The following is a 23,795-nucleotide window of genomic DNA, read 5'->3' on the forward strand; positions in this document are numbered from 1 at the left end:
CGGCCGCCGGTTCCTGTCTGCCAAAAACACTGTACGGGTGTACAGTATCGGATACATCCGCAGCTATCGCACCACAGCGCCCCGGATCGCGGCGGCTCCCGCAGGAGTCCAGCGCCGCCCGGAGGACCTGATGGACGATCTAACTCATTGAACCGGTTAGGAAAAATTGGCATCCAACAACGCAATCCGCATTCGCGGCGCTCGCCAGCATAATCTCAAGAACATCGACCTGGACCTGTACACCGGCCAGATGACCGTGGTGACCGGTCCCTCCGGCTCGGGTAAATCGAGCCTCGTTTTCGACACGCTTTACGCCGAAGGCCAGCGGCGCTATGTCGAGACGTTCAGCGCCTACGCGCGGCAATTCCTCGACCGGATGGATCGTCCGCAGGTGGATCGCGTGGATGGCGTTCCGCCGGCCATTGCTATCGACCAGACGAATCCGGTGCGCAGTTCGCGCTCGACCGTCGGCACGATGACCGAGCTGAACGATCACCTGAAACTGTTCTACGCGCGCGCCGCCGAGCTCTTCGATAAAAAGACCTCGCATCAGGTCCGGCACGACACGCCGGAGACCATCTACGTCGAACTGCTCGAACGCACGAAGGCGAATGATCCGCGTATTGCGATCACGTTCCCGGTCGAGCTGCCCGAATCCGCGAGCGATGAAGAAGTCGCGCAATGGCTTTCCGCAAGCGGTTATACCCGCGTGCAGGCCAAGCGGCATCAGGACGGCCGTCAGATGCTCGATGTCGTCGCGGACCGGTTTCGTTTGCAGAACACGGAACGGTCGCGGGCGCTCGAGGCTATTGAAGGCGCGTTGTTGCGTGGTACGGGGCGCGTGAATGTCTATGTGTTGCCTGAGCCGGGCGCTGAAGATGGCGACAAACCAAACGATGTCCCCACATGGCGCTTCTCAACGGGCCTTCATAGCCCGGAAAGCGATATCCGCTACGCCGATCCGCAACCCGCGTTGTTCTCGTTCAACTCGGCGTACGGCGCGTGCGAAACATGCCGTGGTTTTGGCCGCGTGATTGGCGTGGATCTAGGCCTCGTGATCCCAGATGAACGCAAGACCCTGCGCGGCGGTGCGATCAAGACGATGCAGACGCCAGCATGGCAAGAGAATCAGGACGATCTGCTGCGCTACGGCGCGAAGGCCGGCATTCGGCTTGGCGTGCCATGGAGCGACCTGACGCAGAAGGAACGCGACTGGGTCATCAATGGTTCGCCCGACTGGACCGGCAAGTGGCAGAACCAGTGGTACGGCGTGCAGCGCTTCTTCGATTATCTGGAATCGAAGGCGTACAAGATGCATATTCGCGTGCTGCTGTCGAAATATCGCAGCTATACGAAGTGTCCGGTGTGCGAGGGCGCGCGGCTCAAGACCGAAGCGCTGCTGTGGCGTCTCGGCACGAAGGAACAAGCGGACGCGGTGTTGAACCCCGCCAATCGTTTCTTGCCTGCTGGCGTCGACTGGACGCGTGCTCAGCTCGAAGCGCTGCCCGGCCTTACGCTGCACGATCTGATGCTGATGCCGATTGAGCGGATTCGCCGGTTCTTTGATTCATTGACGTTGCCAAGCACGTTGCTCGACGACGCGCTCAAGCTCTTGCACAACGAAGTCCGCACTCGCCTCAAATATCTCTGCGATGTCGGCCTCGGCTATCTCACGCTGGATCGCCAGAGCCGCACGCTTTCGGGCGGCGAAGTGCAGCGGATCAACCTGACGACCGCACTCGGCACGTCGCTCGTGAACACGCTATTCGTACTCGATGAACCGAGCATCGGCTTGCATCCGCGTGACCTGAACCGCATTGTCGAGGCCATGCACAGGCTGCGCGATGCGGGCAATACGCTCGTTGTCGTCGAGCACGATCCGTCGGTCATGCTCGCGGCGGATCGTCTTATCGACATGGGTCCGGGTCCCGGCGAACGCGGCGGCTCGATTGTGTATGACGGATCGCCGAACGATATCGAACACAGCGATACGCTCACTGGCGCGTACCTCGGCGGCCGCAAGCACGTGGCGCACGCGTCGAACTGGCAGCGTCGCGCCGTCGATGCAAAGACGCCGCGACTCGTGCTCGAGGGCGCGACCCAGCACAATCTGCGCGATGTAACGGTCGAGATTCCGTTGCAGCGCCTGGTGTGCGTGACGGGGGTATCGGGCTCGGGTAAATCGACGCTGATTCAGGACGTGCTCGCGCCGGCCTTGCTGCGCCATTTCGGCAAGGCGACGGAAACGCCCGGCGCATTCCGCGCGCTGAAAGGCGCGGACGAACTGAGCGAAGTGATCTTCGTGGATCAATCGCCCATTGGACGCACGGCGCGTTCGAATCCGGCGAGTTACGTCGGCGCATTCGATGAAATCCGCAAGCTGTTTGCGAAGGCGCCGCTGGCGGCGCAACGCGGCTACAGCGCGGGCATGTTCAGCTTCAATTCCGGCGATGGCCGTTGCCCGACGTGCGGTGGTTCGGGCTTCGAACACGTGGAAATGCAGTTCCTGAGCGATGTCTATCTGCGTTGCCCGGATTGCGATGGCCGGCGGTATCGCGCGGAAATTCTCGATGTGCAGATCGAACGCGATGGCCGGTCGCTGAGCGTCGCCGATGTACTCGACCTCACCGTGAGCGAAGCCGTTGCATGTTTTGCGAAGGACAAGGAAGTGCTGCGCGTATTGCAGCCGATCGTGGATGTCGGTCTGGAATACGTGAAGCTCGGACAACCTGTTCCGACCTTGTCCGGGGGCGAAGCGCAGCGCCTCAAGTTGGCGGGTTTCCTCGCGGAAACGGCGCAGGCAAGCGGCAACAAGCCGGGTCGTCTGTTCATGTTCGACGAACCCACAACGGGTCTTCATTTCGACGATATCGCCAAGCTCATGCAAGCGCTTCGACGCTTGCTGGAACGCGGCCATTCGCTGATCGTGATCGAGCACAATCTCGATGTGATTCGCGCCGCCGACTGGATCATCGATCTGGGTCCCGAAGGCGGAGATGCAGGCGGCCTGGTCGTTTGTGTCGGTACGCCCGAAGATGTTTCGGCATGCGAACAATCGCATACGGGCAAGGCTTTGCTCGACTACGAAGAAGCCATGGCGCCGGGCGCCGCACAGAAGCGTGCATCGGGCGTGCCATTGCAACTCGCGGCGGAAGTCGCGGCGGCGCGTCGCGCGTTGCAGGGCGAGGACGTGGTGCGTATCGTTAATGCGCGCGAGCACAACTTGAAGTCGCTTGACGTCGATATTCCGCACGGCAAGTTCAACGTGATCACGGGTGTTTCGGGTTCGGGCAAATCGACGCTCGCGTTCGATATTCTTTTCCACGAAGGCCAGCGCCGGTACCTTGAATCGTTGAATGCGTACGCACGTTCCATTGTTCAACCGGCGGGGCGTCCTGAAGTCGATGCCGTCTATGGCATTCCGCCTACGGTTGCAATCGAACAGCGTCTGTCGCGCGGCGGACGCAAGAGTACGGTCGCGACTACTTCTGAAGTCTGGCATTTCCTGCGGCTTTTGTACGTGAAGCTCGGCATTCAGCATTGCGTTCACGACGGCGCGCCCGTGACGGCGCAAAGTGCTGAATCAATCGTTGCGCAGATTTTGCGCGACTTCAAAGGCCAACATATTGGTCTGCTTGCGCCGCTCGTCGTGAACCGCAAGGGGATTTATACCGATCTCGCGAAGTGGGCGAAAACGCGTGGCCATACGCATCTGCGCGTGGACGGAGAGTTCCTGTCCGTCGATCCGTGGCCGAAGATCGACCGCTTCAAGGAACACACCATCGAGTTGCCGGTTGGCGATCTGATTGTCAGCGTGAACGACGAAGCATCGCTTCGGAAGATGCTTGAAGACACGCTCGAGCTTGGCAAGGGCGTGATGCATCTGCTCGCGCCGCTCGATGATCTGCACGGTGCCCTGAATGGCGGCAAGAACGGCACGAAGCACATTGGCGAGATTCGCGTGTTTTCGACCAAACGCGCGTGTCCTGTTTGCGGCACGAGTTACCCCGAACTCGACCCGCGCATGTTCTCGTATAACAGCAAGCATGGCTGGTGCCACACCTGCGTGGGAACGGGCGTCAAGCTCACGCGCGAGCAGCGCGAAGCCTACGATGACACCTTGCTCTCCGAGGACGTTCGCGGCCGCGAACAAACGATTCCATCGGCGGAACAGGAACCTGACGATGTCGGAGATCAACCATGCCCGGATTGCGAAGGCACGCGTCTGAACGAAGTGGCGCGCGCGGTGACGTTCGGCAACCAGCCGATCACCGAGGTGGGCCGATGGACCGTCACTGCCACACGCGGCTGGATCAACAGGCTGAAACTCAAGGGTCGCGATGCAGATATCGCGCGCGACGTTGTGAGCGAAATCGAAGGGCGTCTGCAATTTCTTGAAGAAGTTGGCCTCGGATATCTTAGTCTTGATCGCGCCGCGCCTACGTTGTCAGGCGGCGAAGCGCAGCGCATCCGCCTTGCGGCGCAACTCGGCAGCAACCTGCAGGGCGTGTGTTACGTGCTCGATGAACCGACTATCGGGCTGCATCCGCGCGACAACAAGATCCTGCTCGACGCACTCAAGAAGCTCGGCGACAAAGGCAACACGCTGGTCGTCGTGGAGCATGACGAAGATACGATTCGCCGTGCCGATCACATCATCGATATTGGTCCGGGAGCGGGTAAACGCGGCGGTACGGTCGTGGCGCAGGGCGGTGTTGCTGATCTGGCTGCGCAATCTGATTCGCTCACTGGACAGTTCCTGGCGAACCCGATCCAGCATCCGCTGCAACCGCGCCGCGACGTAAAAACGGCCACTGCCAAGCGCACTGCAACGCCTGAGAACTGGCTTACGGTTCACGGCGCGACGTTGCACAACTTGCGCAACGTCACCGCAAGCATGCCGCTCGGACGCCTGATCGCCATCACGGGTGTAAGTGGTTCCGGCAAGTCGACCCTCGCGCGCGATGTGCTGATGACCAACTTGCTCGATGCCGTTGGCCGTTCGGTGTTGTCGTCGCCGGCAACACGCCGTGCACGCAAGAGCGCGCAAGCCGATATGCCCGCGCGCAATCGTTCGAGCGTGTTGTCGCGCGAAGCGCCGCGGCCAAAGTTCGACGTCACGCATCGTTGGCAGGGTTGTACGGAAGTGACCGGCTTCGAGACCATCGACCGCGTGCTCGAAGTCGATCAGACGCCGATCGGCAAGACGCCGCGTTCGTGTCCGGCAACGTATATCGGCATGTGGGACACCATCCGCAAGCTGTTCGCCGATACGCTCGAATCACGCGCACGCGGCTACACGCCATCGCGTTTTTCGTTCAACACCGGCGACGGTCGGTGCCCGGCTTGCGAAGGCCAGGGCGTGCGCACCATTGCAATGAGCTTCCTGCCCGACGTCAAGGTCCCGTGCGACGTTTGCCACGGCCAGCGCTTCAATCCTGAAACGCTGGCGGTGACGTGGCGCGGCAAGAACATCGGCGAAGTCCTGACGATGGAAATCGACGAGGCCGTCGAGTTCTTCTCGGCGATGCAAAGCATCGCGCATCCGCTGCAACTGATGAAGGATGTCGGGCTCGGTTATCTGACGTTGGGCCAGCCGTCGCCCACGCTGTCAGGCGGCGAGGCGCAGCGGATCAAGCTCGTGACGGAGTTGTCGAAGGTGCGTGACGACATCGGCCGGCGCGGACAAAAAGCGCCGCACACGTTGTATGTGCTCGATGAACCGACCGTTGGCCTGCACATGGCCGACGTCGCGAAGCTGATCCGTGTGCTTCACAGGCTGGTGGACGGCGGCCATTCGGTGGTTGTGATCGAGCACGATCTGGACGTGATCGCCGAGGCCGACTGGGTGATCGATCTCGGGCCGGAAGGCGGCACGGAAGGTGGATCGATCGTGGCATCGACCGACCCGGAGACGCTCTCGAGGAATCCGCGCAGCCATACCGGCGCGGCATTGCGGCCGGTGCTGGAACGCGGCACGGCGATTCCCGCCGAAGAAGTTCAGTAACTTTTATAGGGCAGGAATTTGCCCGATAAAACCACGTTGACCCGATCCCCTTTGGGATCGGGTTCGCGCTGGATGTCCATCGAAAAGTCGATGGCGCTCATGATTCCATCGCCGAATTCCTCGTGGATCAATTCCTTGATCGTGGTCCCGTAAACGCTCACTATTTCGTACCATCTATAGATCAGCGGGTCGGTTGGCACGGCGGTTGGCAGCGAGCCTTTATAGGGCACAATCTGCAACCAGGCGACGGCTTCATCGGAAAGACCAAAGAGGCCGCCAACGACTTCGGCTTGCGTTTTGGAGAACGTCATTTGCCCGAGGCAACCGGCCGTCACCCATTCCTTGCTCAAGCCGACTTTCTCCGCCACATCGGCCCATTTCAGCCCTCGGCTCACCTTGGCGGCGAGAATCATGCGAGTCACTTCGCTGCGATCGGAAATCATTCGTGTCACTCCTCGGGGTTTGCATGAGGCGAGTGTATCGGCCAATCGAGCGGCTGGCTGGCGGACAAAAATACCGCAGGAGATTCAACTCATGTCGAAACCGATCAACGATCTCAACACCTTGCTTGCCTCGATGTCGCCGGAATTACAGCCGGGCGTTTTCATCTATGCGAGCGTACCTTTCGATACCGACCTTTCCGGCGTCACGCCCATCGCGACCTTTCGCGAGCGCGAGGGCCTGACCATCATTGCGGAAGAATCCGAGGCGCTGACGGCCGGTATTGAACCGATGTTCCGCGCCGCCTGGATCACATTGACGGTGCACTCGGACCTGCAGGCGGTCGGCCTGACCGCGGCTTTTGCCGCGGCGCTCGGAAAGGCAAATGTCAGTTGCAATGTCGTTGCCGCGGCGTATCACGATCACGTGTTCGTGCCGATCGAATCCGCCGATACAGCGATGGCCGCATTGCAGCAACTTCAATGTGAAGGCTTGCAGCAAAGCTGAACCGTTCCCGCTGGTATGCTGACGCCCTCGTCCACCAAACAAAAACGCACAAACCGCAATGGCAACGCAGGACAAATCCCTCGCACTGAAGAAGATGAAATGGTTCGCCGCAGGCCTTCTGCTGGCGGCTGCCGCGCTGTTCGTACTCGCAAAAACCCAGCACGAGGTTGGCGCCTGGGCCTGGGTCGCGGCCTTCGCTGAAGCCGCCATGGTCGGCGCGCTTGCCGACTGGTTCGCGGTCGTCGCGCTGTTCCGTCACCCGCTGGGCGTGCCGATCCCGCATACAGCCATACTCCCGGCCAACAAGGCACGCGTCGCCGATAACCTCGCCGAATTTGTCCGCGACAAATTCCTCGGCACCGACGCCCTGGTCGCCCGCGTGAACGCCTTCGATCCCGCCGGCCGTCTCGCCATATGGCTTGCCGAACCGGCCAACGCGGCGCTGCTTGGCAAGAAGGCGGTCACGGCGGCAAGCCAGATGCTGGAGTTCATCGACGATGAACGTGTCAAGACGATGCTCCACGAAGCGCTGCGCCGTCGCGCCGAACAATTCGATCTGGCGGGCGCGGTCGGCGGATTGCTCTCGACCATGACGGCGGATCGCCGCCATCAGATGCTCCTCGACGAAGGTCTTCGCGAACTCGCGCAATGGCTCGACCGGGAAGAAGTGCAGGGCATTCTGGCGGGCAAGATTATCGAAGTGGCCGGCGAGGAGTATCCGAAGCTCATCGGTATGCTGGGATTCGTGGGATTAAGCGCGGAAGACCTCGGCAACAAGTTCGCCGGGGGCCTCGTGCGCGGCGCGAACAAATGGCTGCACGACATCAGCGACGACCCGGAACATGAGCGCCGCAGGGCGTTTGATCGCTCGGTGGAAGGATTCATCGAACGGCTGAAGAGCGATCCGGCGTTCCGCGCGCGTATCGACCAGCACAAACGCGAATGGCTCGAACGCCCCGAGTTGCGGACCTACGTAAACGGCTTGTGGGACGAATTCAAGGAGTGGCTGCGCCGCGATCTCTCGCAACCTGATTCCACGCTGAACAAGAAGGTGACGGGCGCGGCGGCGTCGTTTGCAACGGCACTGGGCAACGATCCCGCACTGCGCGAATCGATCAACGAGCACATGCGAGACGCGCTGCGCTCGCTCGCGCCGGAACTGCGCGATGGCATCGCAAAGCATATCGCCGCGACCGTGCGCAACTGGGATGACGCCACGCTCGTGCGCGACGTTGAACTGAGCGTAGGCCGGGACCTGCAGTTCATCCGCGTGAACGGCACCCTTGTGGGCGGACTGGTTGGCCTGATCATTCACGCTGTATCGATGTTCATGGTTTAAGCTTCTCGTAGCCGCGGTCAGCCTATCCTCCTTGAAGAGACCGAACATGACGGACGCGAACGCCGCATTGATCCAGCGTTTCTACGAAGCCTTCCAGCGCTCTGATGCCGAGGCGATGGCCGCGTGTTATGCGTCCGACGTCGAGTTCAGCGATCCGGTGTTCGGCGTGTTGCGCGGCCGTGAAGCGAGCGACATGTGGCGCATGCTGCTTGCGCGGGCAGCGGAATTCTCACTGACTTTTAGCGACATCAAGTCCGTTGGACAAACGGCAACTGCAAACTGGGTCGCGACGTATCGCTTTTCACAGACGGGACGTCTGGTCGTGAATCGCATCAATGCGCGTTTCGTGATTCGCGACGGTTTGATTATCGAACATCACGATTCGTTCGATCTCTGGACCTGGAGCCGTCAGGCGCTTGGATTCAAGGGCCTGCTGCTGGGCTGGACATCGTTCGTGCAGAACAGGATCCGGGCGCAGGCTGCGAACGGACTCAGGGCTTACAGGCAACAACCGAAGACATGACACGCATCGATTCCCCTTCTCGCGAAGGACGTCTCAACGACGAATGGCTCGAAGCCGACGCATTTGGCGGCTTCGCTTCCGGAACGGCAGGCACAGAGCGTACGCGTCGATATCACGCGCTGTTGCTCACGGCCACGCAGCCGCCCGCGGGACGCATGGTGCTGGTGAACGGCGTGGAAGCATGGCTTGGAGATGCAGCGGGAAACACGCGCATTCCACTTACCATGCAACGCTACGGTGAAGGATCGGTCTGGCCGGACATATCGGCGAATCTGCTTTCATTCAGTACCGAGCCGTGGCCGACATGGCGCTTCCAAATCGGCGATACGCAGGTTCTTACCGCTGAAGTATTTGTCGCGAAGGAAAGTGCGCACACCGTGCTTCGATGGCGGCTGGACAACAGCGCTTTGACGCTGAAAGTGCGGCCGTTGATGTCCGGTCGCGACTATCACGCATTGCATCACGAGAACCCCGCATTCAATTTCGACTACACCGCGAACGGCAATCAGATCCGCTGGCAAGCGTATGAAGATGTACCCGCGGTGATAGCGGAGTCGAATGGATCGTATGGTCACGCGCCCGACTGGTATCGCAATTTCTGCTACACGGTCGAACGCGAACGCGGCATGGATTTCAACGAGGACCTTGCAACGCCCGGCGTTTTCTCCTTCGATTTATCGCGCGGGGAAGCGGTGCTCGTGCTGAGCGCGAACCAGGGTGCGCAACAGACCGCCGCGCAACTCGCCGAGGTGGAACAAGCGCGCCGCGCCGCTTTTCCCACCGCGCTGCAACGCTCCGCCGACAGCTACATCGTCGCGCGCAATGAGGGCAGCACGATCCTCGCCGGCTTCCCGTGGTTCACCGACTGGGGCCGCGATACGTTCATCGCAATGCGTGGTTTGATGATCGCATCGGGCCGTCTTGCGGACGCCGAATCGATCCTGCTCGAATGGTCCGGCACGATCTCGGAAGGCATGTTGCCAAATCGTTTCCCGGATAGCGGCGCGCCGGAATACAACTCGGTGGACGCGTCGCTGTGGTTCGTGATTGCCGTGCATGAGTATCTGGCAACCGGCCACGCCGGGGAAAAAACGCAGGATCGCTTGCAGCAGGCGGTCGATGCAATCCTCGAAGGCTACACCAATGGCACGCGCTTTGAGATCGCCGCCGATCCGAAAGACGGCCTGCTGCGCGCGGGCGTTCCCGGCGTGCAACTTACATGGATGGACGCCAAGGTCGGCAACTGGGTGGTGACGCCGCGCATCGGCAAGCCGGTTGAAATTCAGGCGCTTTGGATCAATGCATTGCGTATTGCCGCAGCGTGGAATTCACGCTGGACCGAACCCGCAACGCGCGCAACGGACGCCTTTCAACAACGTTTCATTAACCCCGCCAGCGGCGCGCTCTACGACGTCGTGGATGCCGATCACGAGTCCGGCGACATCGATCATTCGATCCGGCCGAACCAGCTTTTTGCGGTCGGCGGCTTGCCGTTTTCGCTGATCGACGACAATGAAACCGCGCGCGCCATCGTCGATCAATGCGAGCAGCTTTTGCTCACGCCAATGGGCATGCGGACCTTGTCACCGAATGACCCGGCTTACAAGGGGCGGTACACCGGCACGCCGCTACAACGCGATGGCGCCTATCATCAGGGCACCGTGTGGCCGTGGTTGCTTGGCGCGTTCGTGCAAGCGTGGTTGCGGGTGCATCGCGACGATCCGGCATCCAAAGTGCAAGCCCGTGAGCGCTTCCTGAAACCGCTGCACGATCATCTGCATCGGGCGGGACTCGATCATGTTTCCGAAGTCGCTGACGGCGATGCCCCGCATACACCTGGCGGCACGCCATTCCAGGCGTGGTCGCTCGGCGAACTCATGCGCCTCGAACGCCTGCTTGCCGCCGATTCCTGACGATTAATGCCGATGTCGCGCAAAAGCGCTAGATTATCGGTCTTATCGTACGCTTAGCTTAAGGACGCACCATGCCGCCACTGCGCGCTACCAAATCGCTCGACACCATTGAAGGGTCACGCCTTCATTCCACCGATTGTTCGCGCTGGCAGCGTTGGGGCCCGTATCTCAGCGAGCGTCAATGGGGCACGGTGCGCGAGGATTACAGCGAGAACGGCACGGCGTGGGACTATTTTCCGCACGATCATGCGCGCAGCCGTGCTTACCGCTGGGGCGAAGACGGCATCGCCGGATTCAGCGACGACAAGCTCAACTGGTGCGTCTCGCTCGCAATGTGGAACGGTCATGACGCCATCCTCAAGGAGCGTTTGTTCGGCCTCACGAATGCGCAAGGCAATCATGGCGAGGACGTGAAGGAGCTTTATTTCTACGTCGACGGCACGCCCACGCATTCCTATATGCGCATGCTTTACAAGTACCCGCACGCGGCGTTCCCCTACGACGATCTCGTCGCGGAGAACGGACGGCGGGGCGCCGACATGCCCGAGTACGAAGTGCTCGATACCGGCGTCTTCGAGGACAACAAGTACTTCGATATCCACGTCGAATATGCGAAGCACACGCCCGAAGATATCGTAATGCGCGTGACCGTCGAGAACCGCGCGGATCATCCTGCGGCCATCGATCTGTTGCCGCAGATCTGGGCGCGCAACACGTGGTCGTGGAAACAGGCGGAGAAGCCATCGCTCGCGTTGCAATCCGATAGCAAAGGCCAACGCGTCGTTGCGCATTGCGACGGACATGCGCCCATGGTCGTGACCGCTGAAAGCCGTGACGGCGCGGCGGTCGACTGGGTGTTCTGTGAAAACGAGACCAACGTCAGGCGCTTGTTTGGTTCTGAAGGGCCGGGTCCGTTCAAGGATGGCTTCAACGACTACATCGTGCATGGCGAAGAAAGCGCTATTCGACGCGATAGCGGCACGCGCGTCGCCGCGCATATGCATATCGAAGTCGCGGCAAACAGCCGTGCCGTTGTGACAATGCGCTGGCGCCCGGAAGCCGATGCAGACACGGACCGTCAGCCGCTCGATACCGATGCGCTGTTTGCGCGCCGTATCGCGGAGGCCGATGCGTTCTACGCCGGCTTGCAGCATGAAATCGACGATGCCGACCAGCGCCTCGTGCAACGCCAGGCGCTCGCGGGCATGTTGTGGTCGAAGCAGTTCTACATGTTCGACGTCACCCGCTGGATGGACGGCGATCCCTTGCAACCGGCGCCCCCCATAGGGCGCAAGCGTGGCCGCGACGCCGACTGGCGGCACTTGTGCAACGCCGACATTGTTTCGATGCCCGACAAATGGGAATACCCGTGGTATGCATCGTGGGACCTCGCGTTTCATGCAGCGGCTTTCGCGCTGATCGATCCTGCGTTTGCAAAGCGTCAGTTGCTGTTGCTGGTGAAGGATCGTTATCAACATCCGAATGGGCAACTGCCCGCCTATGAATGGGCTTTCGGCGACGCCAATCCACCCGTGCACGCATGGGCGACGTGGCGCGTCTATGAAATAGACCGGGCCATTACAGGCAAGAGCGATCGCGATTTTCTCGAGCTCGTGTTCCACAAGCTGCTGCTGAATTTCTCGTGGTGGGTGAACCGCAAGGACGCCGATGGCCGCAACATTTTCCAGGGCGGTTTCCTCGGGCTGGACAACGTGGGGATTTTCGATCGCTCGGCGCCGTTACCGACGGGCGGCCGTATCGATCAGTCGGATGGCACCGCGTGGATGGCAGCCTACGCGCTCGACCTGATGCGTATTGCGCTTGAACTCGCGATTGCGAATCATGTGTTCGTGGATATCGGCGTGAAGTTCTTCGAGCATTTTTTGTATATCGCGGAAGCTGTCAGCAGCAGCGATACCTGCGACACAGGTCTCTGGGACGAACGCGACGAGTTTTTCTACGACGTGTTGCAACTCCCCGACGGCACCAGCGTGCCAATGCGAATTCGTTCCATCGTCGGGCTGATTCCGTTGTTCGCGGTCCATGTGCTCGAAGAACATCTGCATGGTCACTTGCCTGGATTGCGCGATCGCCTGACGTGGTTCCTTGAGCATCGTCCGGACCTGGCGAAACTGGTTTCACGATGGAACGAGCCGGGCAAGGGCAACAGTCTGCTGCTCTCGGTGCTGCGCGGACATCGGATGAAAGCGCTGCTCAAACGCATGCTCGATGAAACCGAGTTCCTCTCCGACTACGGCGTGCGCGCGTTGTCGCGGGTGCATCAGGACGAACCGTTCGTGCTGCAGCATAACGGCGACCGCTTTTGCGTGAAATACTTACCGGCGGAATCGGATTCGCGCGTATTCGGCGGCAACTCGAACTGGCGCGGCCCGATCTGGATGCCGGTCAACTATCTGCTGATCGAATCGCTGTATGAATTTCATCGTTATTACGGCGACGATTTTCGCGTCGAGTATCCAACGGGGTCGGGCGTAAAGCACTCGCTCAACACCATTGCCGATGAACTCGCCAAACGCCTGACACGCCTGTTCCTGAAGGACAAGAATGGCCGGCGCCCGGTGATGGCCGCGTACCCGCAATTGCAAGCCGACCCGCGCTCGGACGACCTCGTGCTGTTCCACGAATACTTTCATGGAGACACCGGGCGAGGCGTGGGCGCGTCGCACCAGACTGGCTGGAGCGGCCTGGTTGCATTGCTGCTGCAGCCGCGCGTGACCGCCGTGGCCGGCAATGTGCCGGTCGACGGCGCGGCGGTTCCTCAGGAAGCGGAGCTCGTGACGAAGTAATCCGCGCCTGTCATTCGTTGCAGAGCATCAGCACTTTTTCGGCATCGGTACAGGCGCGCTTGGGCGCGCTCTGTGTGGCCGGTGCGGCCGATCCCGCTGATGCAGTCCGCTTGATGCACGCACGCAAGCGTTTTTCTATCGGCGGATAGTATTTCCAGCCGCGGCTTAACGGCGGCAATTCCAGCTTCACCTGCTTCCATTTCGGATGACCGTTCGCCTGCAGTTCATCGAAGTGAGTACATAACGAATCCGCGAACTGCGTCATCATCCCGACCGTGCCGCGCAGGTTGTAGTCGTAGGTCACGAGAAACGCCTTCACGGTCAACGTGGGCGAGTCTTCCTTGATCCAGTTCGGATAGCTCGCCGTACGGATCGTCGCGGGGAAATACGTCTGCTCCGCGCGCGCGGTTTCGGGCACCGATGGGTCGAGTTTCAGCAATTTGATCTGGCTCAGCAGTTCCGGATTCAGATCCTGGAAGAGTTTCGCCGGTTGCCCCGCGACGATGATCGCCACATCGAGCTTGCGAACGATCAGCTTTGCAAGCGCGTCCTCGTTGCTGTAGTGCTGCGTCTGCGCTTCGGGTATCGGTTGGTTGAACATCAGCTTGTAGAGCGTGGTCGCTGATTGCGCGGTGCCGCTACCGATCAGCCCGACGCTGATGTTCTTGTCCTTGATCTCATGGATGTAGTTGATCGGCGAATCCGAGCGCACCACGAAATAAATCTCTTCGTTATAAAGCGGCATGATCAGGCGCAGCGGCTGGATGATCTTGCCCGCTTCGGAGTTGCCGGTTTTCGCCATATCGAGGTAAGCCTGGTACACGTCCGACTGCACGAGTGCGAACTTCACGCCCGGCTCGTATCGCATACGCTGCACGTTTTCGGCGGAACCCTTCGATGCCAGCACGTCCAGGCTCATGTTGATCGGATCGGCGACCCATTTCGCCAGGTCCTGGCCGATCTGGATGTAAGTGCCGCGTTCCGGTCCGGTGACGATCTTGTAGTCGGCTTGCGCATGGGCGTGGCCAGCCAGGCCGGCGAGCCCGAGCAGGGCGAACAGCATGAGTACGGTCTTGCGCATGATGTTGTTTGAGTCGTTTTAATGTGTTTGGCTACGTTTATTGCACGCATTGATCGATGTGGCCTGCGTCTCCGGGCGCGGCCGTTGTGTCTCCTCCGGTCTCCTTGGTGAATCTTGTGCTGCGCGTTTTCTGCCTGTCTAAGCCTGTTTATGCCTCTTTATTGCGGCGGCGGGCGTTGTTTCGACGATTGCCCTTTCGTCCATCCGGATTCGAGAATCGCGCGCTCTTCGGCGTCGGGATCTGTCGTGTTGCGGACGGGTGTTTTGGGTTGCACCGTGTTCTGTGTGTTGTCTCCCGAGGCGAGCGTACGCGTAACGCTGACGGGCGCCGGACTGGTCGTGACCGGGGTTGCAGGAATCATCGTCGCGGAGGGCGGCGTCACATTCGCGCGTACAGGTATCGCTTCGGTGACCGGCGCGATCTGATCATGTGTAGCCGGCGTCGCTGGCGATGCCGCACGTGCAACCGGCGTCTCCGGCCCGTCAGGCATGGCAATGAATGTCGATGCCGAAGGCGCCGCCTGAGGCGCTGCAATGTATCCGGACGACGTAAGCGGCGCATGCGACCCCGTGCTCACACGCGTTGAGTCAGAGGCTATCGGCGCTGCCTGCGTGGATGTGACCACCGTCGCAGGCATGACCGGGATAGGCCGCAGCGGAGCAGACGGCACCGATACCACCTTCCGCGCGGGGGACGGAGGCGGAGACGCAGACACGGGCGCTGCTGCGAGTGGCGCCGATACCCCGGATTTCGACGTTGCCCGAGCGGTCGCAGGCGCCGTTTTGTTCAGCCATCCCGAGCGCGTTATCGCATGTTCGACGAGCGTTTGCGCTTCGACGTTGCTTGCATCGATGGCGAGTACGTCACGCGCATTCTGGCGAACGCATATCCACGAGCCAGTCGCTTCGCAACCTCGCGCCATTTGCAGAAGGTTGTCGCGCGTGCGTTCGAGGCTTGCGAGTTCGGACTGGGTTCGCTGGATGTTGCCCGCGCTCATTTGCGCCGCCGGAATCTTCGAGAAGCGGCGCCGCGCGGTTGTCAGGTCACCACGCTCTATGGCGTCGCGCGCGGCCTGCAGGTTGTCGATTGCAGCGGCCGATGTAGCCGGCGCTCGGGCGGTGCTATCGACCGTGGGGGCTGCGGCCACCGCTGCAGGTGCTGGCTTCGCCGGCGCGCCCGCAGCCGCGATAGCGGCCGCGGGTGCAACCGGGTGGATAACGGGCGCAGATGAATCACGGGCCGCTTTCATATCGATGGCGCCATATGCGCTGTGCCCCGCCGGCGTCTCCGTTTTTGTACCTTCGCGATCGCCGGACTGGGAATAGATGACGCCGCCGGCGATCAACGCCAGCATGACGGCGCCAAGTGTGACGCTCTTCGAGTTGTCCCAGCGCTGCTCGCCGGTTCCTGCGAATTCCGCTTCTTCGGGCAGGCTCGGATAGGGCGAGGGCGTTGCCAGCGATGCACGGCGCGCGGCGAACAAACGCAGTCCGTTGGGGATCGTTGCAGCCTGTCCGGACGCGCGGGCGCTGCCGTGATCCGCGCCGCAATGCGGACACGTTTCGGCGTCGCTCAGGATGGAATTGCCGCAACGCATGCACGTCACGGATTCGGCAGACGATGGAAACAAGAGACGGGCCATGCGAAAAACCTCCCGGGACACAAGGGTTGTCCATACCGCTTGCGCGTCCGGTTAATTCAGACGAAACGATGATCGTATGAAGATATTGCTTCGGACTCCCTAAGCTGGACATGCGCCGAGTGAGCCGGACCCAATATGTGACATCTGCGCGACGCCGTCAACACATCGTCGATGCCATGCCGGGCGTGTAATTCACGCTGAAGTGAAGCGGAGAAATGCCTGTGCTGGCTCTGTCGGACAAGGTGCGCTGCAACATGTAAAAGCGACACGTGGTTTCGTCGGCAGCAACCTAGGTTCTGTCCGATTACGCCGCCTTCAGCCGGAACAAATCAATACTCCGGCAGCAACAAATTACGCGCAAATCGTTTTATTTTTTTGAGTGTTTACACGGACGCGTGAGTGGCTAACGGCCACTGAGCATTAGGTAGGATGAGTGATTCAGATCTGAAGGAATGTGCGTACGAGGCAGCAGCCAAAACCGCTGCCTCGAAGCAAGGTTAAGCTTACTTACCCAACTGCAGCTTGCCATCAATGCGACGATTCAACCCAAGCGGGTTGTCCGTCTTGAGCGCATCGGGCAACAGGCCTTCTGGCAGATCCTGATAGCTCACCGGTCGCAGGAAACGATCGATGGCAAGGCTGCCGACCGACGTCGAACGTCCGTCGGCGGTTGAGGGGAACGGGCCGCCATGAACCATTGCGTGACCCACTTCAACGCCCGTACCGAAACCGTTCACAAGAATGCGTCCCGTGCGGCGTTCCAGTGCGGGGAGGACCTTGCGGGCATCGGCGTAATCGGCTTCGTCGATATGCAGCGCCGCCGTCAACTGCCCTTCAAGCTCCTCGATCAGCTCAAGCATCGTGGCGAGATCCGCGCAACGCACGATCAGCGACGCGGCGCCGAAGATCTCTTCCTGCAACTCGGCGTTGGCGCGGAATGCTTGAGCTGTCGTCGAGAACAATGCTGCCTGGCCTTGGGTCGCGCCCTTGGCTTCGGCGCCGCGCGCGAGCGTCTTGACATCGCCATGCTCGGCCGTCTTGCTGAGCGCCGATACATACGCCTTGTGAATGCCCGGCGTCAGCATGGTCGCGGCCGGGATGTCGCTCAATGCGGCCGAGGTTGCTTCGATGAAAGCATCGAGGTCCGGGCCATCGACAGCGAGCACCAGTCCCGGGTTCGTGCAGAACTGGCCGGCGCCCAATGCGAGCGAACTGGCGAACGCCTTGCCGATCGCCGCGCCGCGATTCTTCAGCGCGTTCGGGAACAGCAGGACCGGGTTGATGCTGCTCATTTCCGCGTAGACAGGGATCGGTTCGCGACGCGCTGCCGCGAGCTTCATCAGCGCCGTGCCGCCTCCGCGCGAGCCGGTGAAACCAACTGCCTTGATGCGTCGATCCGATACGAGCCCCTGGCCGATATCGCGGCCGCTGTCGAAGAGAAGCGAGAACGTGCCTTCGGGCAAGCCGCAATCCGCAACGGCTTTTTGCACGGCCGCGCCGACCAGCGCCGACGTACCCGGATGCGCCGAATGCGCCTTCGCAATCACGGGACAACCTGCGGCGAACGCGGACGCGGTATCGCCACCGGCCACCGAAAACGCCAGCGGGAAATTGCTTGCGCCGAACACGGCGACGGGGCCGAGCGGCACATAACGCAGGCGCAGATCGACGCGTGGCAGCGGCTGACGTTGCGGCTGCGCCGGATCGATACGCACGCCCAGGAAATCGCCTTCACGCACGACCGCCGCGAACATACGCAACTGGCCGACCGTCCGGCCGCGCTCGCCCTCGATGCGGCCACGCGGCAGACCGCTTTCCGCGATACAGCGCTCGATCAGCACATCGCCGATATCAAGGATGTTCTGCGCGATCGTTTCGAGGAACTTGGCGCGCGTCTCGAGCGGCAGTTCGCGATACACATCCGATGCCGCCCATGCAAGCGCGCATGCTTCTTCGAGTTGCGCCAACGTGGCGCCACCGAAGGCCGGGGCGAGTTGTTCGCCGGTAGCCGCATCGACGCCCTTGATGGAGCCGTTCGTGCCGGGAACACTCTGTTTGCCGATCAGCAGATTGCTGGAAATTCCCATGATGATTCGAATCCTTGGATGGTGTCGGGGTGTAGAGAAGCGTGTCTGGAATGCGTTACTTGCCCCAGCTCAGCACGAGCGGATCGAGGCGGCGCGCGACCTTCAGCAGGCCTTCACGCGTGGCGGGGTGCATCGGCGCGAACGGGTGACGCGTCGTGTCGGAGCGGATCACGCCGCCTTCCATCATCAGCGCCTTGCAGGCCGCGAGGCCGCACTGGCGGTTTTCATAGTTGATCAGCGGCAGCCATTGTTCGTAAAGATCGGCTGCACGTTCCGCGTCGCCGGCGGTGTAGGCGTCGACGATCTTGCGGATGCCATCCGGGTAGCCGCCTCCGGTCATGGCGCCGGTGGCGCCGGCATCGAAATCGGGAATCAGCGTGATCGCTTCTTCGCCGTCCCACGGACCGACGACCGCATCGCCGCCGAGTTCGATCAATTCACGCAGCTTCGATGCCGCTTGCGCCGTCTCGATCTTGAAGTACGACACATTAGCCACTTCCTTCGCGAGCTTGGCGAGGAAGGGCGCCGAGAGCGGCGTGCCTGCGACGGGCGCGTCCTGGATCATGATCGGGATATCGATGGCGTCCGAGACCCGGTCGAAGAATTCATAGATACCGCGTTCGCCCACGCGGATGGTCGCGCCGTGATACGGCGGCATGACCATGACCATCGCGGCGCCCGCGTCCTGCGCGGCGCGGCTGCGGGCGGCGCAAACGTCGCTGCTGAAGTGCGTGGTCGTCACGATCACCGGCACGCGGCCCGCCACGTGTTCCAGCACGGTTTTCTGGACGGCGGCGCGTTCGTCGTCGGTGAGCGCGAATTGTTCGGAGAAATTGGCGAGGATGCACAGGCCGTGCGATCCGGCGTCGATCATGAAGTCGATCGCGCGTCGCTGGCCGTTCAGGTCGAGGCGCCCGGCGGCGTCGAAAACGGTCGGCGCGACCGGGAACACGCCGCGGTAGATCGGTTGGGTCATGACAGTCTCCAATTTTGATTTGGGGCCACTATAGGGCGAGCGCGCTCGCGTTGTATAGTGAAACCTTTCCATCTAGTGATCGCTTTTGCGACTCGCCCAAGGCTTCCATAGAATCCCATGAAATCGACGCTCGACGTATTGATGAGCCGCTTGCGCATGAAGCAGCTTCAATTGCTCATCGCGCTTGATGATCACAAGTCGCTGCACAAGGCATCCAGCGCGATGTCCATGACCCAGTCCGCTGCGAGCAAGGCGCTCGCCGAGCTTGAATCCATGCTCGAAGGGTCGTTGTTCGAGCGCGCGAAGAAGGGGCTCGTGCCCAATCAGTTCGGGCACTGTGTGATCCGCTACGCCCGGCTCCTGGCCGCCGATCTGACTGCCTTGTGCCAGGAAGTCGCCGACATACGCTCGGGAACCGGCGGCCGGCTGGCCGTGGGCGCGATCATGGGATCGGTGCCGGACCTCGTCGTGCCGATCTTGAACAGCTTGCAGGAAGGCAACCCGGGTTTGTCGATAGAAATCGTCGAGGACACGAGTGCGCGCATGTTGTCGATGCTCGACGAAGGGCGCCTGGACCTCGTGGTCGGGCGTTCGATTGTCAGCGATGAGCCATCGAAGTATCACTATCAGCCGCTGGGCGACGAGCCGTTGTCGGTTGTAGTGGGTTACGACCATCCGCCGTTTGCATCCGGCGACCTGAGCTTTGCTGATCTTGCCGGGCACAGGTGGGTGACGTATCCGAGCTCCATGCCTATGCAGGCCATGCTGGCGCGCGAAATGGATCTCGCTGGCGCGCAAGTGCCGATGAGCGCGATTTCGACGGCATCGACGTTTGTGACGGTTGCGTTGTTGCAATCCAGTGTGGATCTGGTTTCGGTGTTGCCGGCCGGCGTGGCGCGGCTTTTTTGCAAGCATCGGATGCTGCGGACCGTGCCGATAGATTTCAAGTCGAGGTCGCAGACGTTTGGCATCGTGACGCGGAGGGTCGGGGTGTTGTCGCCGATGGGACGGCAGTTTGTGGAGATGGCACTGGGGGGGGGGGGTGAGGGTTGAGGCTGGGTTGCTGCTTTTGAGGTCTTCGCGCGTTCTGTCTTATCTGTTCTCTTTAGCACTGTTAGCCACTGTGCGTGGCAAAAATGCGATGCGCTCATGTCCTAAACGGTGCGAATCCTCTTTTTAAAACAGCAAGTTACGTCTTACAGTGTGCGCCGTTGTGCAGAACAGTTCAACGCTGTTTCTGCCCTAAGTTTGCCCTAACCCCAGCGGCAACCGCTCAATAAGACAGGACTTGCGACAATGGCTAAACACACAATCAACCGTGACTTCGTGCGTGCAATCAAGGCGACCGGCGAATACCAGGGATTCGCGGACGCTGAACTACGCGGATTCGCGTTCAAGGTAACGCCAACCGGCGGGATTGCGTATACGTACCGGTGGACTAAGCCGGACGGCAAACAAGGCCGTAAGGTGATCGGGCATTACCCCGAAATGTTACCGGGCGACGCTCGCGAGATTGCACGCAAGGAAGCGGGGCTAATCGATCACAAGGGCGACACGCTCACGGTTCAAGCCGAACGAAAACAGAAAAAAAGCCGCTGTTCTGGCCGTGGTGGGCGTGCCGACCTTGCGCGAGTTTTTGCACGACCGTTACCGCATCTACATGGAAACGCACACGAAGACGCCGCGCGGCAAGTCCAGATGATCGCGCACGCGTTCCCGGCCTTGCTTGGGAAGACGCTCGACGCGGTTACAAACTGGGATCTCGAACAATGGCGCAGCGCCGAACTGAAAAAAGGACAGAAGCCCGCAACTTGAAACCGCAAACTTAGCGCGCTACGCGGACTGTTTTCTCGCGCGATTGAATTCGATGTGTTGCTGACTCCAAGCCCGCTTGCCAAAATCAAAAAACAGCGCGAATCGTCCGGGCGTATTCGATATCTGCAAGCCGACGAACGTATCAGGCTTATGCAAGCGCTCGACGTCCACGAAGCGCAAGTGCGCGCAGAGTGCGCCGCAATGAGTCGCAACATGCGCCGAATCACGTTCGCAACGCTCGACGGCGCGTTCGCTGACTACCTCAAACCCGCCGTATTAACGGCGCTCAATACGGGCATGCGGCTAACTGAAATGCTTTCGCTGGAATGGTCTAACGTCGATCTAGAGCGCGCGATGATTACCGCAACGGACAAGACCACGAAATCGAGCAAAACGCGATATATCCCGATCAACCGGGTTCTCTTGCCCGTGCTTACCGCGTGGAAAGCGCAAGCCGATAAGCGGTACGTTTTGGCGGATATCGACGGGCAACCGCTGAAGAAAATCCCCGCGTGGAACGCGTTGCGCGACGCGGCGCAACTGGTCGGTTTCCGCTGGCATGATTTCCGCCATGACTTCGCCTCGCGCCTCGTTATCGCGGGTGCGGCAATCAATACGGTCCGCGATTTGCTCGGCCACGCCGATATTAAAATGACGCTTCGCTATGCGCATCTAAGCCCGGACGTGCGCGCGGCGGCGGTCGAAATGTTGTGCACGCAGCCGACACAAACCGCGCAGGACGATCACTACAAACACGCGGCATAACGCCGTTATTGGCAAAATCTCGACTTGCGGCCCGATGCGCTACACGCTTGGCGGGCCTTCTAGGTCTTCAGTGTCTTTTTCCGTCGTTATCGAAAGTCGGTTTTTTAGAGTCTGCGATCTGGACGCGAGCGTAAGCAATACCATGCCTCCTAAGCGACGCGCGAAATCATCATCAATCTGATTGTGGAAGTCATCGAGCGGCACGTCAAAGCTTGCGTGCCTCGCCAGCGCGCCGGCAATCTTTTCTAATGGAATATTGAAAGCTGACATAGTGTTCGTTTCCTCGCTATAGACGACCACGCTGCACGTCTGATCTTTTTTCAACATCAATACCCCCTACATTGGTGATATTTGGCGAAAGCTCGCGCTTTGCATTCTAGGAAATAAGCGGGGCTCTGGTACATAGCCCGGCCCGCCGAACACATATCTAGATCTGTCTCGTAATCTGCGAAGCATTCCGCTTCGTGTGATTCACTCACGCCGCGCGCTGCTATAGACAATACATCACCGCCCGCCACGCTCTGAACGTACTCAAACGGGGCCGCGTCGCCAAGCCCGGACGCGGCCTTCTGCACCGCTTGGCGTCCAAGATTCGCGCTACGCGCAACCATGCTCACTACCGACAGCAGAAACGGCATTTCCGACTCTTGCACCGTTTCGAACGGCGACGGACTCAACCTTGCTTCGCGCTCGATACGCGCGTCGATTGCCGCGTTGTATTGGCGCAGGGATTCACGATCCGCGTCTAAGAGCGCGTTGTAATCGAACGGCGGCGCATCCGGTCTTTCTTGTCGCGCTGGCGGGTCAAGCGTGAAGCCGCCGTTCTCGAATGCGTTAGTGCTCGCGCCGCTCTCCTGCAAGATATCGACCGCGCCGTCACGCACGTAAGAAAGCAACGTTTGCAGCGTGTCTCGCGCGCTCTTGTCCGATTGGGAGTACCACGAAAAGCCGCGCCTTAGGAACGACTCGACGCGCGCCACGAGCGGCGCGTTCGACTCCCATATGTGCATATCCGCGCCCATCAGCATATCGCGTCCCGCCTTCGCTTTATCGGCGTCATCGCCGACGCTGAAGCGTTGCCCCTTTCGCATCACGTAACGGAAGCCGTTGTACCGCGTTAATTCGGTTGTCATCCTGATTATTTGTTTGTTGTAACGACCGTTACGCTAACGCACTTTTCCGCGCGCCCATCTCAAAATGGGCGCAATGTCATATCTTCAAATGAAACGGTTTCGACTCGTAAAATGCCCTTCATGCGAAGGGTTTTTTTTCGTCTGCTCACCATTGCCCGCAATTGCTCGTTATCACGCATCGACAGTTAGCAATTCATTGCGCATGCCTAATTTAATCCCACATCAAAAGCGCGCTAAATTGCACGCGTGCAGTCTGATTTGCACACACGCAACCATCCAATCAGAGGGAAATGCTATGAATGCGATCCGTGGGAAACGGGCCGAACTTGACGAAATCGCAAGCGCGCGGCGCGCGCTGATTGCCGAAGGTGCGGCACAAGCGGCGCGCAGCGCGCGCAGCATAAAGAAAGCAGAAGAAGCGGCGGCAATCGCGGCGACAACCCATACGCTTCGCCACCAGTGTGGGAATCTGTTAACCAGGCTTCCGCGATGCGCGCGCTAGCGCCCAAAGCGAAGGGTCGGCCGTGCCGGTGGCGAGGCTTCGGGTTCAAGATGCTTTGGACCTATTAGGCTATTCCGTTGTTATGCGTAGGCCAGGTTTCCGTGTTAATGGATTCCCACACTGGTGGCGAAGCGTGTGGGTATCCGTATTCGGAGGGGGAGGGTTTCAGCAGGACGTGGTTATGCGCCGAGCGTGCTTTTGGGGTACCAAAAAGCCCGAAATTGCACGCTGGGGACACTTACGTGCCGATTGTTGG

The 23,795-nt window shown here is 60.4% G+C and carries 16 protein-coding genes; 9 read left to right on the forward strand and 7 right to left on the reverse strand.

The genetic code is table 11. The features are described from left to right. The first annotated feature begins 166 nt into the window (after positions 1–166). Positions 167–6,007, forward strand: a complete 5,841-nt coding sequence (uvrA, locus tag HB633_RS02850) for an excinuclease ABC subunit UvrA (protein WP_213776527.1) — start codon at positions 167–169, stop codon at positions 6,005–6,007. Here the strand turns inward: uvrA and cynS are convergent. Further along, positions 6,001–6,450, reverse strand: a complete 450-nt coding sequence (gene cynS, locus HB633_RS02855; RefSeq protein WP_213776528.1) for a cyanase — start codon at positions 6,448–6,450, stop codon at positions 6,001–6,003. The two genes, uvrA and cynS, sit on opposite strands and share 7 nt — an antisense overlap. A gap of 91 nt (positions 6,451–6,541) precedes the next feature. Between cynS and HB633_RS02860 the strand changes: the two genes are divergently transcribed. The 5 genes from HB633_RS02860 to HB633_RS02880 all read left to right on the forward strand — a co-directional run bounded on the left by HB633_RS02860 (position 6,542) and on the right by HB633_RS02880 (position 13,537). Then, positions 6,542–6,955: an ACT domain-containing protein gene (locus HB633_RS02860; protein WP_213776529.1), complete on the forward strand. Its 414-nt coding sequence runs from the start codon at positions 6,542–6,544 to the stop codon at positions 6,953–6,955. A gap of 58 nt (positions 6,956–7,013) precedes the next feature. Next, positions 7,014–8,294 carry a DUF445 domain-containing protein gene (locus tag HB633_RS02865; protein WP_213776530.1) on the forward strand — a complete coding sequence of 427 codons (1,281 nt, stop codon included), beginning with the start codon at positions 7,014–7,016 and terminating at the stop codon, positions 8,292–8,294. Positions 8,295–8,340: 46 nt separating this feature from the next. Continuing rightward, positions 8,341–8,817: a nuclear transport factor 2 family protein gene (locus HB633_RS02870; RefSeq protein WP_213776531.1), complete on the forward strand. Its 477-nt coding sequence runs from the start codon at positions 8,341–8,343 to the stop codon at positions 8,815–8,817. After that, positions 8,814–10,730: an amylo-alpha-1,6-glucosidase gene (locus HB633_RS02875; protein ID WP_213776532.1), complete on the forward strand. Its 1,917-nt coding sequence runs from the start codon at positions 8,814–8,816 to the stop codon at positions 10,728–10,730. The genes HB633_RS02870 and HB633_RS02875 overlap by 4 nt, the downstream gene beginning before the upstream one ends. 71 nt (positions 10,731–10,801) lie before the next feature. Then, entirely contained in the window at positions 10,802–13,537 is a 2,736-nt protein-coding gene (locus HB633_RS02880) for a glucosidase (RefSeq protein WP_213776533.1), read from the forward strand. A gap of 10 nt (positions 13,538–13,547) precedes the next feature. Here the strand turns inward: HB633_RS02880 and HB633_RS02885 are convergent, their stop codons facing one another. From HB633_RS02885 to HB633_RS02900, 4 genes are all read right to left on the reverse strand, one after another. Further along, on the reverse strand, positions 13,548–14,618 hold the full coding sequence (locus HB633_RS02885; RefSeq protein ID WP_213776534.1) for a TAXI family TRAP transporter solute-binding subunit: 1,071 nt from the start codon (positions 14,616–14,618) through the stop codon (positions 13,548–13,550). A gap of 158 nt (positions 14,619–14,776) precedes the next feature. Further along, positions 14,777–16,261, reverse strand: a complete 1,485-nt coding sequence (locus HB633_RS02890) for a zinc ribbon domain-containing protein (RefSeq protein WP_213776535.1) — start codon at positions 16,259–16,261, stop codon at positions 14,777–14,779. Between the two features lie 503 nt (positions 16,262–16,764). Continuing rightward, positions 16,765–18,348, reverse strand: coding sequence for an aldehyde dehydrogenase (NADP(+)) (locus HB633_RS02895; protein ID WP_213776536.1), 1,584 nt, complete (start codon positions 18,346–18,348; stop codon positions 16,765–16,767). 55 nt (positions 18,349–18,403) lie between these two features. Next, positions 18,404–19,324 (reverse strand): dihydrodipicolinate synthase family protein, encoded by a 921-nt coding sequence (locus HB633_RS02900; RefSeq protein WP_213776537.1) that lies wholly within the window; start codon positions 19,322–19,324, stop codon positions 18,404–18,406. A gap of 117 nt (positions 19,325–19,441) precedes the next feature. On the opposite strand from HB633_RS02900, the gene HB633_RS02905 reads away from it, so the two are divergent. The 3 genes from HB633_RS02905 to HB633_RS02915 all read left to right on the forward strand — a co-directional run bounded on the left by HB633_RS02905 (position 19,442) and on the right by HB633_RS02915 (position 21,904). Next, the gene (locus HB633_RS02905; protein ID WP_213776538.1) at positions 19,442–20,377 is read left to right on the forward strand and encodes a LysR family transcriptional regulator; all 936 of its coding nucleotides are present in this window, start codon (positions 19,442–19,444) and stop codon (positions 20,375–20,377) included. 243 nt (positions 20,378–20,620) lie between these two features. Next, on the forward strand, positions 20,621–21,139 hold the full coding sequence (locus tag HB633_RS02910) for an Arm DNA-binding domain-containing protein (protein WP_213776539.1): 519 nt from the start codon (positions 20,621–20,623) through the stop codon (positions 21,137–21,139). Between the two features lie 213 nt (positions 21,140–21,352). After that, entirely contained in the window at positions 21,353–21,904 is a 552-nt protein-coding gene (locus tag HB633_RS02915; protein ID WP_213776540.1) for a site-specific integrase, read from the forward strand. 39 nt (positions 21,905–21,943) lie between these two features. On the opposite strand, the gene HB633_RS02920 is transcribed toward HB633_RS02915, so the two are convergent. Both HB633_RS02920 and HB633_RS02925 read right to left on the reverse strand, forming a co-directional pair. Then, positions 21,944–22,231 (reverse strand): hypothetical protein, encoded by a 288-nt coding sequence (locus HB633_RS02920; protein ID WP_213776541.1) that lies wholly within the window; start codon positions 22,229–22,231, stop codon positions 21,944–21,946. Continuing rightward, positions 22,231–23,037 (reverse strand): hypothetical protein, encoded by an 807-nt coding sequence (locus HB633_RS02925; protein WP_213776542.1) that lies wholly within the window; start codon positions 23,035–23,037, stop codon positions 22,231–22,233. The genes HB633_RS02920 and HB633_RS02925 overlap by 1 nt, the downstream gene beginning before the upstream one ends. Positions 23,038–23,795: the final 758 nt, after the last annotated feature.

This window comes from Caballeronia sp. dw_276 (assembly GCF_018449635.1).
Lineage (GTDB): Bacteria > Pseudomonadota > Gammaproteobacteria > Burkholderiales > Burkholderiaceae > Caballeronia.

Coding starts and splice junctions, on each gene's coding strand:
- cynS (WP_213776528.1), bottom strand. CDS start 6,450: ATGATTTCCGATCGCAGCGAAGTGACTCGCATGATTCTCGCCGCCAAG.
- HB633_RS02860 (WP_213776529.1), top strand. CDS start 6,542: ATGTCGAAACCGATCAACGATCTCAACACCTTGCTTGCCTCGATGTCG.
- HB633_RS02865 (WP_213776530.1), top strand. CDS start 7,014: ATGGCAACGCAGGACAAATCCCTCGCACTGAAGAAGATGAAATGGTTC.
- HB633_RS02870 (WP_213776531.1), top strand. CDS start 8,341: ATGACGGACGCGAACGCCGCATTGATCCAGCGTTTCTACGAAGCCTTC.
- HB633_RS02875 (WP_213776532.1), top strand. CDS start 8,814: ATGACACGCATCGATTCCCCTTCTCGCGAAGGACGTCTCAACGACGAA.
- HB633_RS02880 (WP_213776533.1), top strand. CDS start 10,802: ATGCCGCCACTGCGCGCTACCAAATCGCTCGACACCATTGAAGGGTCA.
- HB633_RS02885 (WP_213776534.1), bottom strand. CDS start 14,618: ATGCGCAAGACCGTACTCATGCTGTTCGCCCTGCTCGGGCTCGCCGGC.
- HB633_RS02890 (WP_213776535.1), bottom strand. CDS start 16,261: ATGGCCCGTCTCTTGTTTCCATCGTCTGCCGAATCCGTGACGTGCATG.
- HB633_RS02895 (WP_213776536.1), bottom strand. CDS start 18,348: ATGGGAATTTCCAGCAATCTGCTGATCGGCAAACAGAGTGTTCCCGGC.
- HB633_RS02900 (WP_213776537.1), bottom strand. CDS start 19,324: ATGACCCAACCGATCTACCGCGGCGTGTTCCCGGTCGCGCCGACCGTT.
- HB633_RS02905 (WP_213776538.1), top strand. CDS start 19,442: ATGAAATCGACGCTCGACGTATTGATGAGCCGCTTGCGCATGAAGCAG.
- HB633_RS02910 (WP_213776539.1), top strand. CDS start 20,621: ATGGCTAAACACACAATCAACCGTGACTTCGTGCGTGCAATCAAGGCG.
- HB633_RS02915 (WP_213776540.1), top strand. CDS start 21,353: ATGCGCCGAATCACGTTCGCAACGCTCGACGGCGCGTTCGCTGACTAC.
- HB633_RS02920 (WP_213776541.1), bottom strand. CDS start 22,231: ATGTTGAAAAAAGATCAGACGTGCAGCGTGGTCGTCTATAGCGAGGAA.
- HB633_RS02925 (WP_213776542.1), bottom strand. CDS start 23,037: ATGACAACCGAATTAACGCGGTACAACGGCTTCCGTTACGTGATGCGA.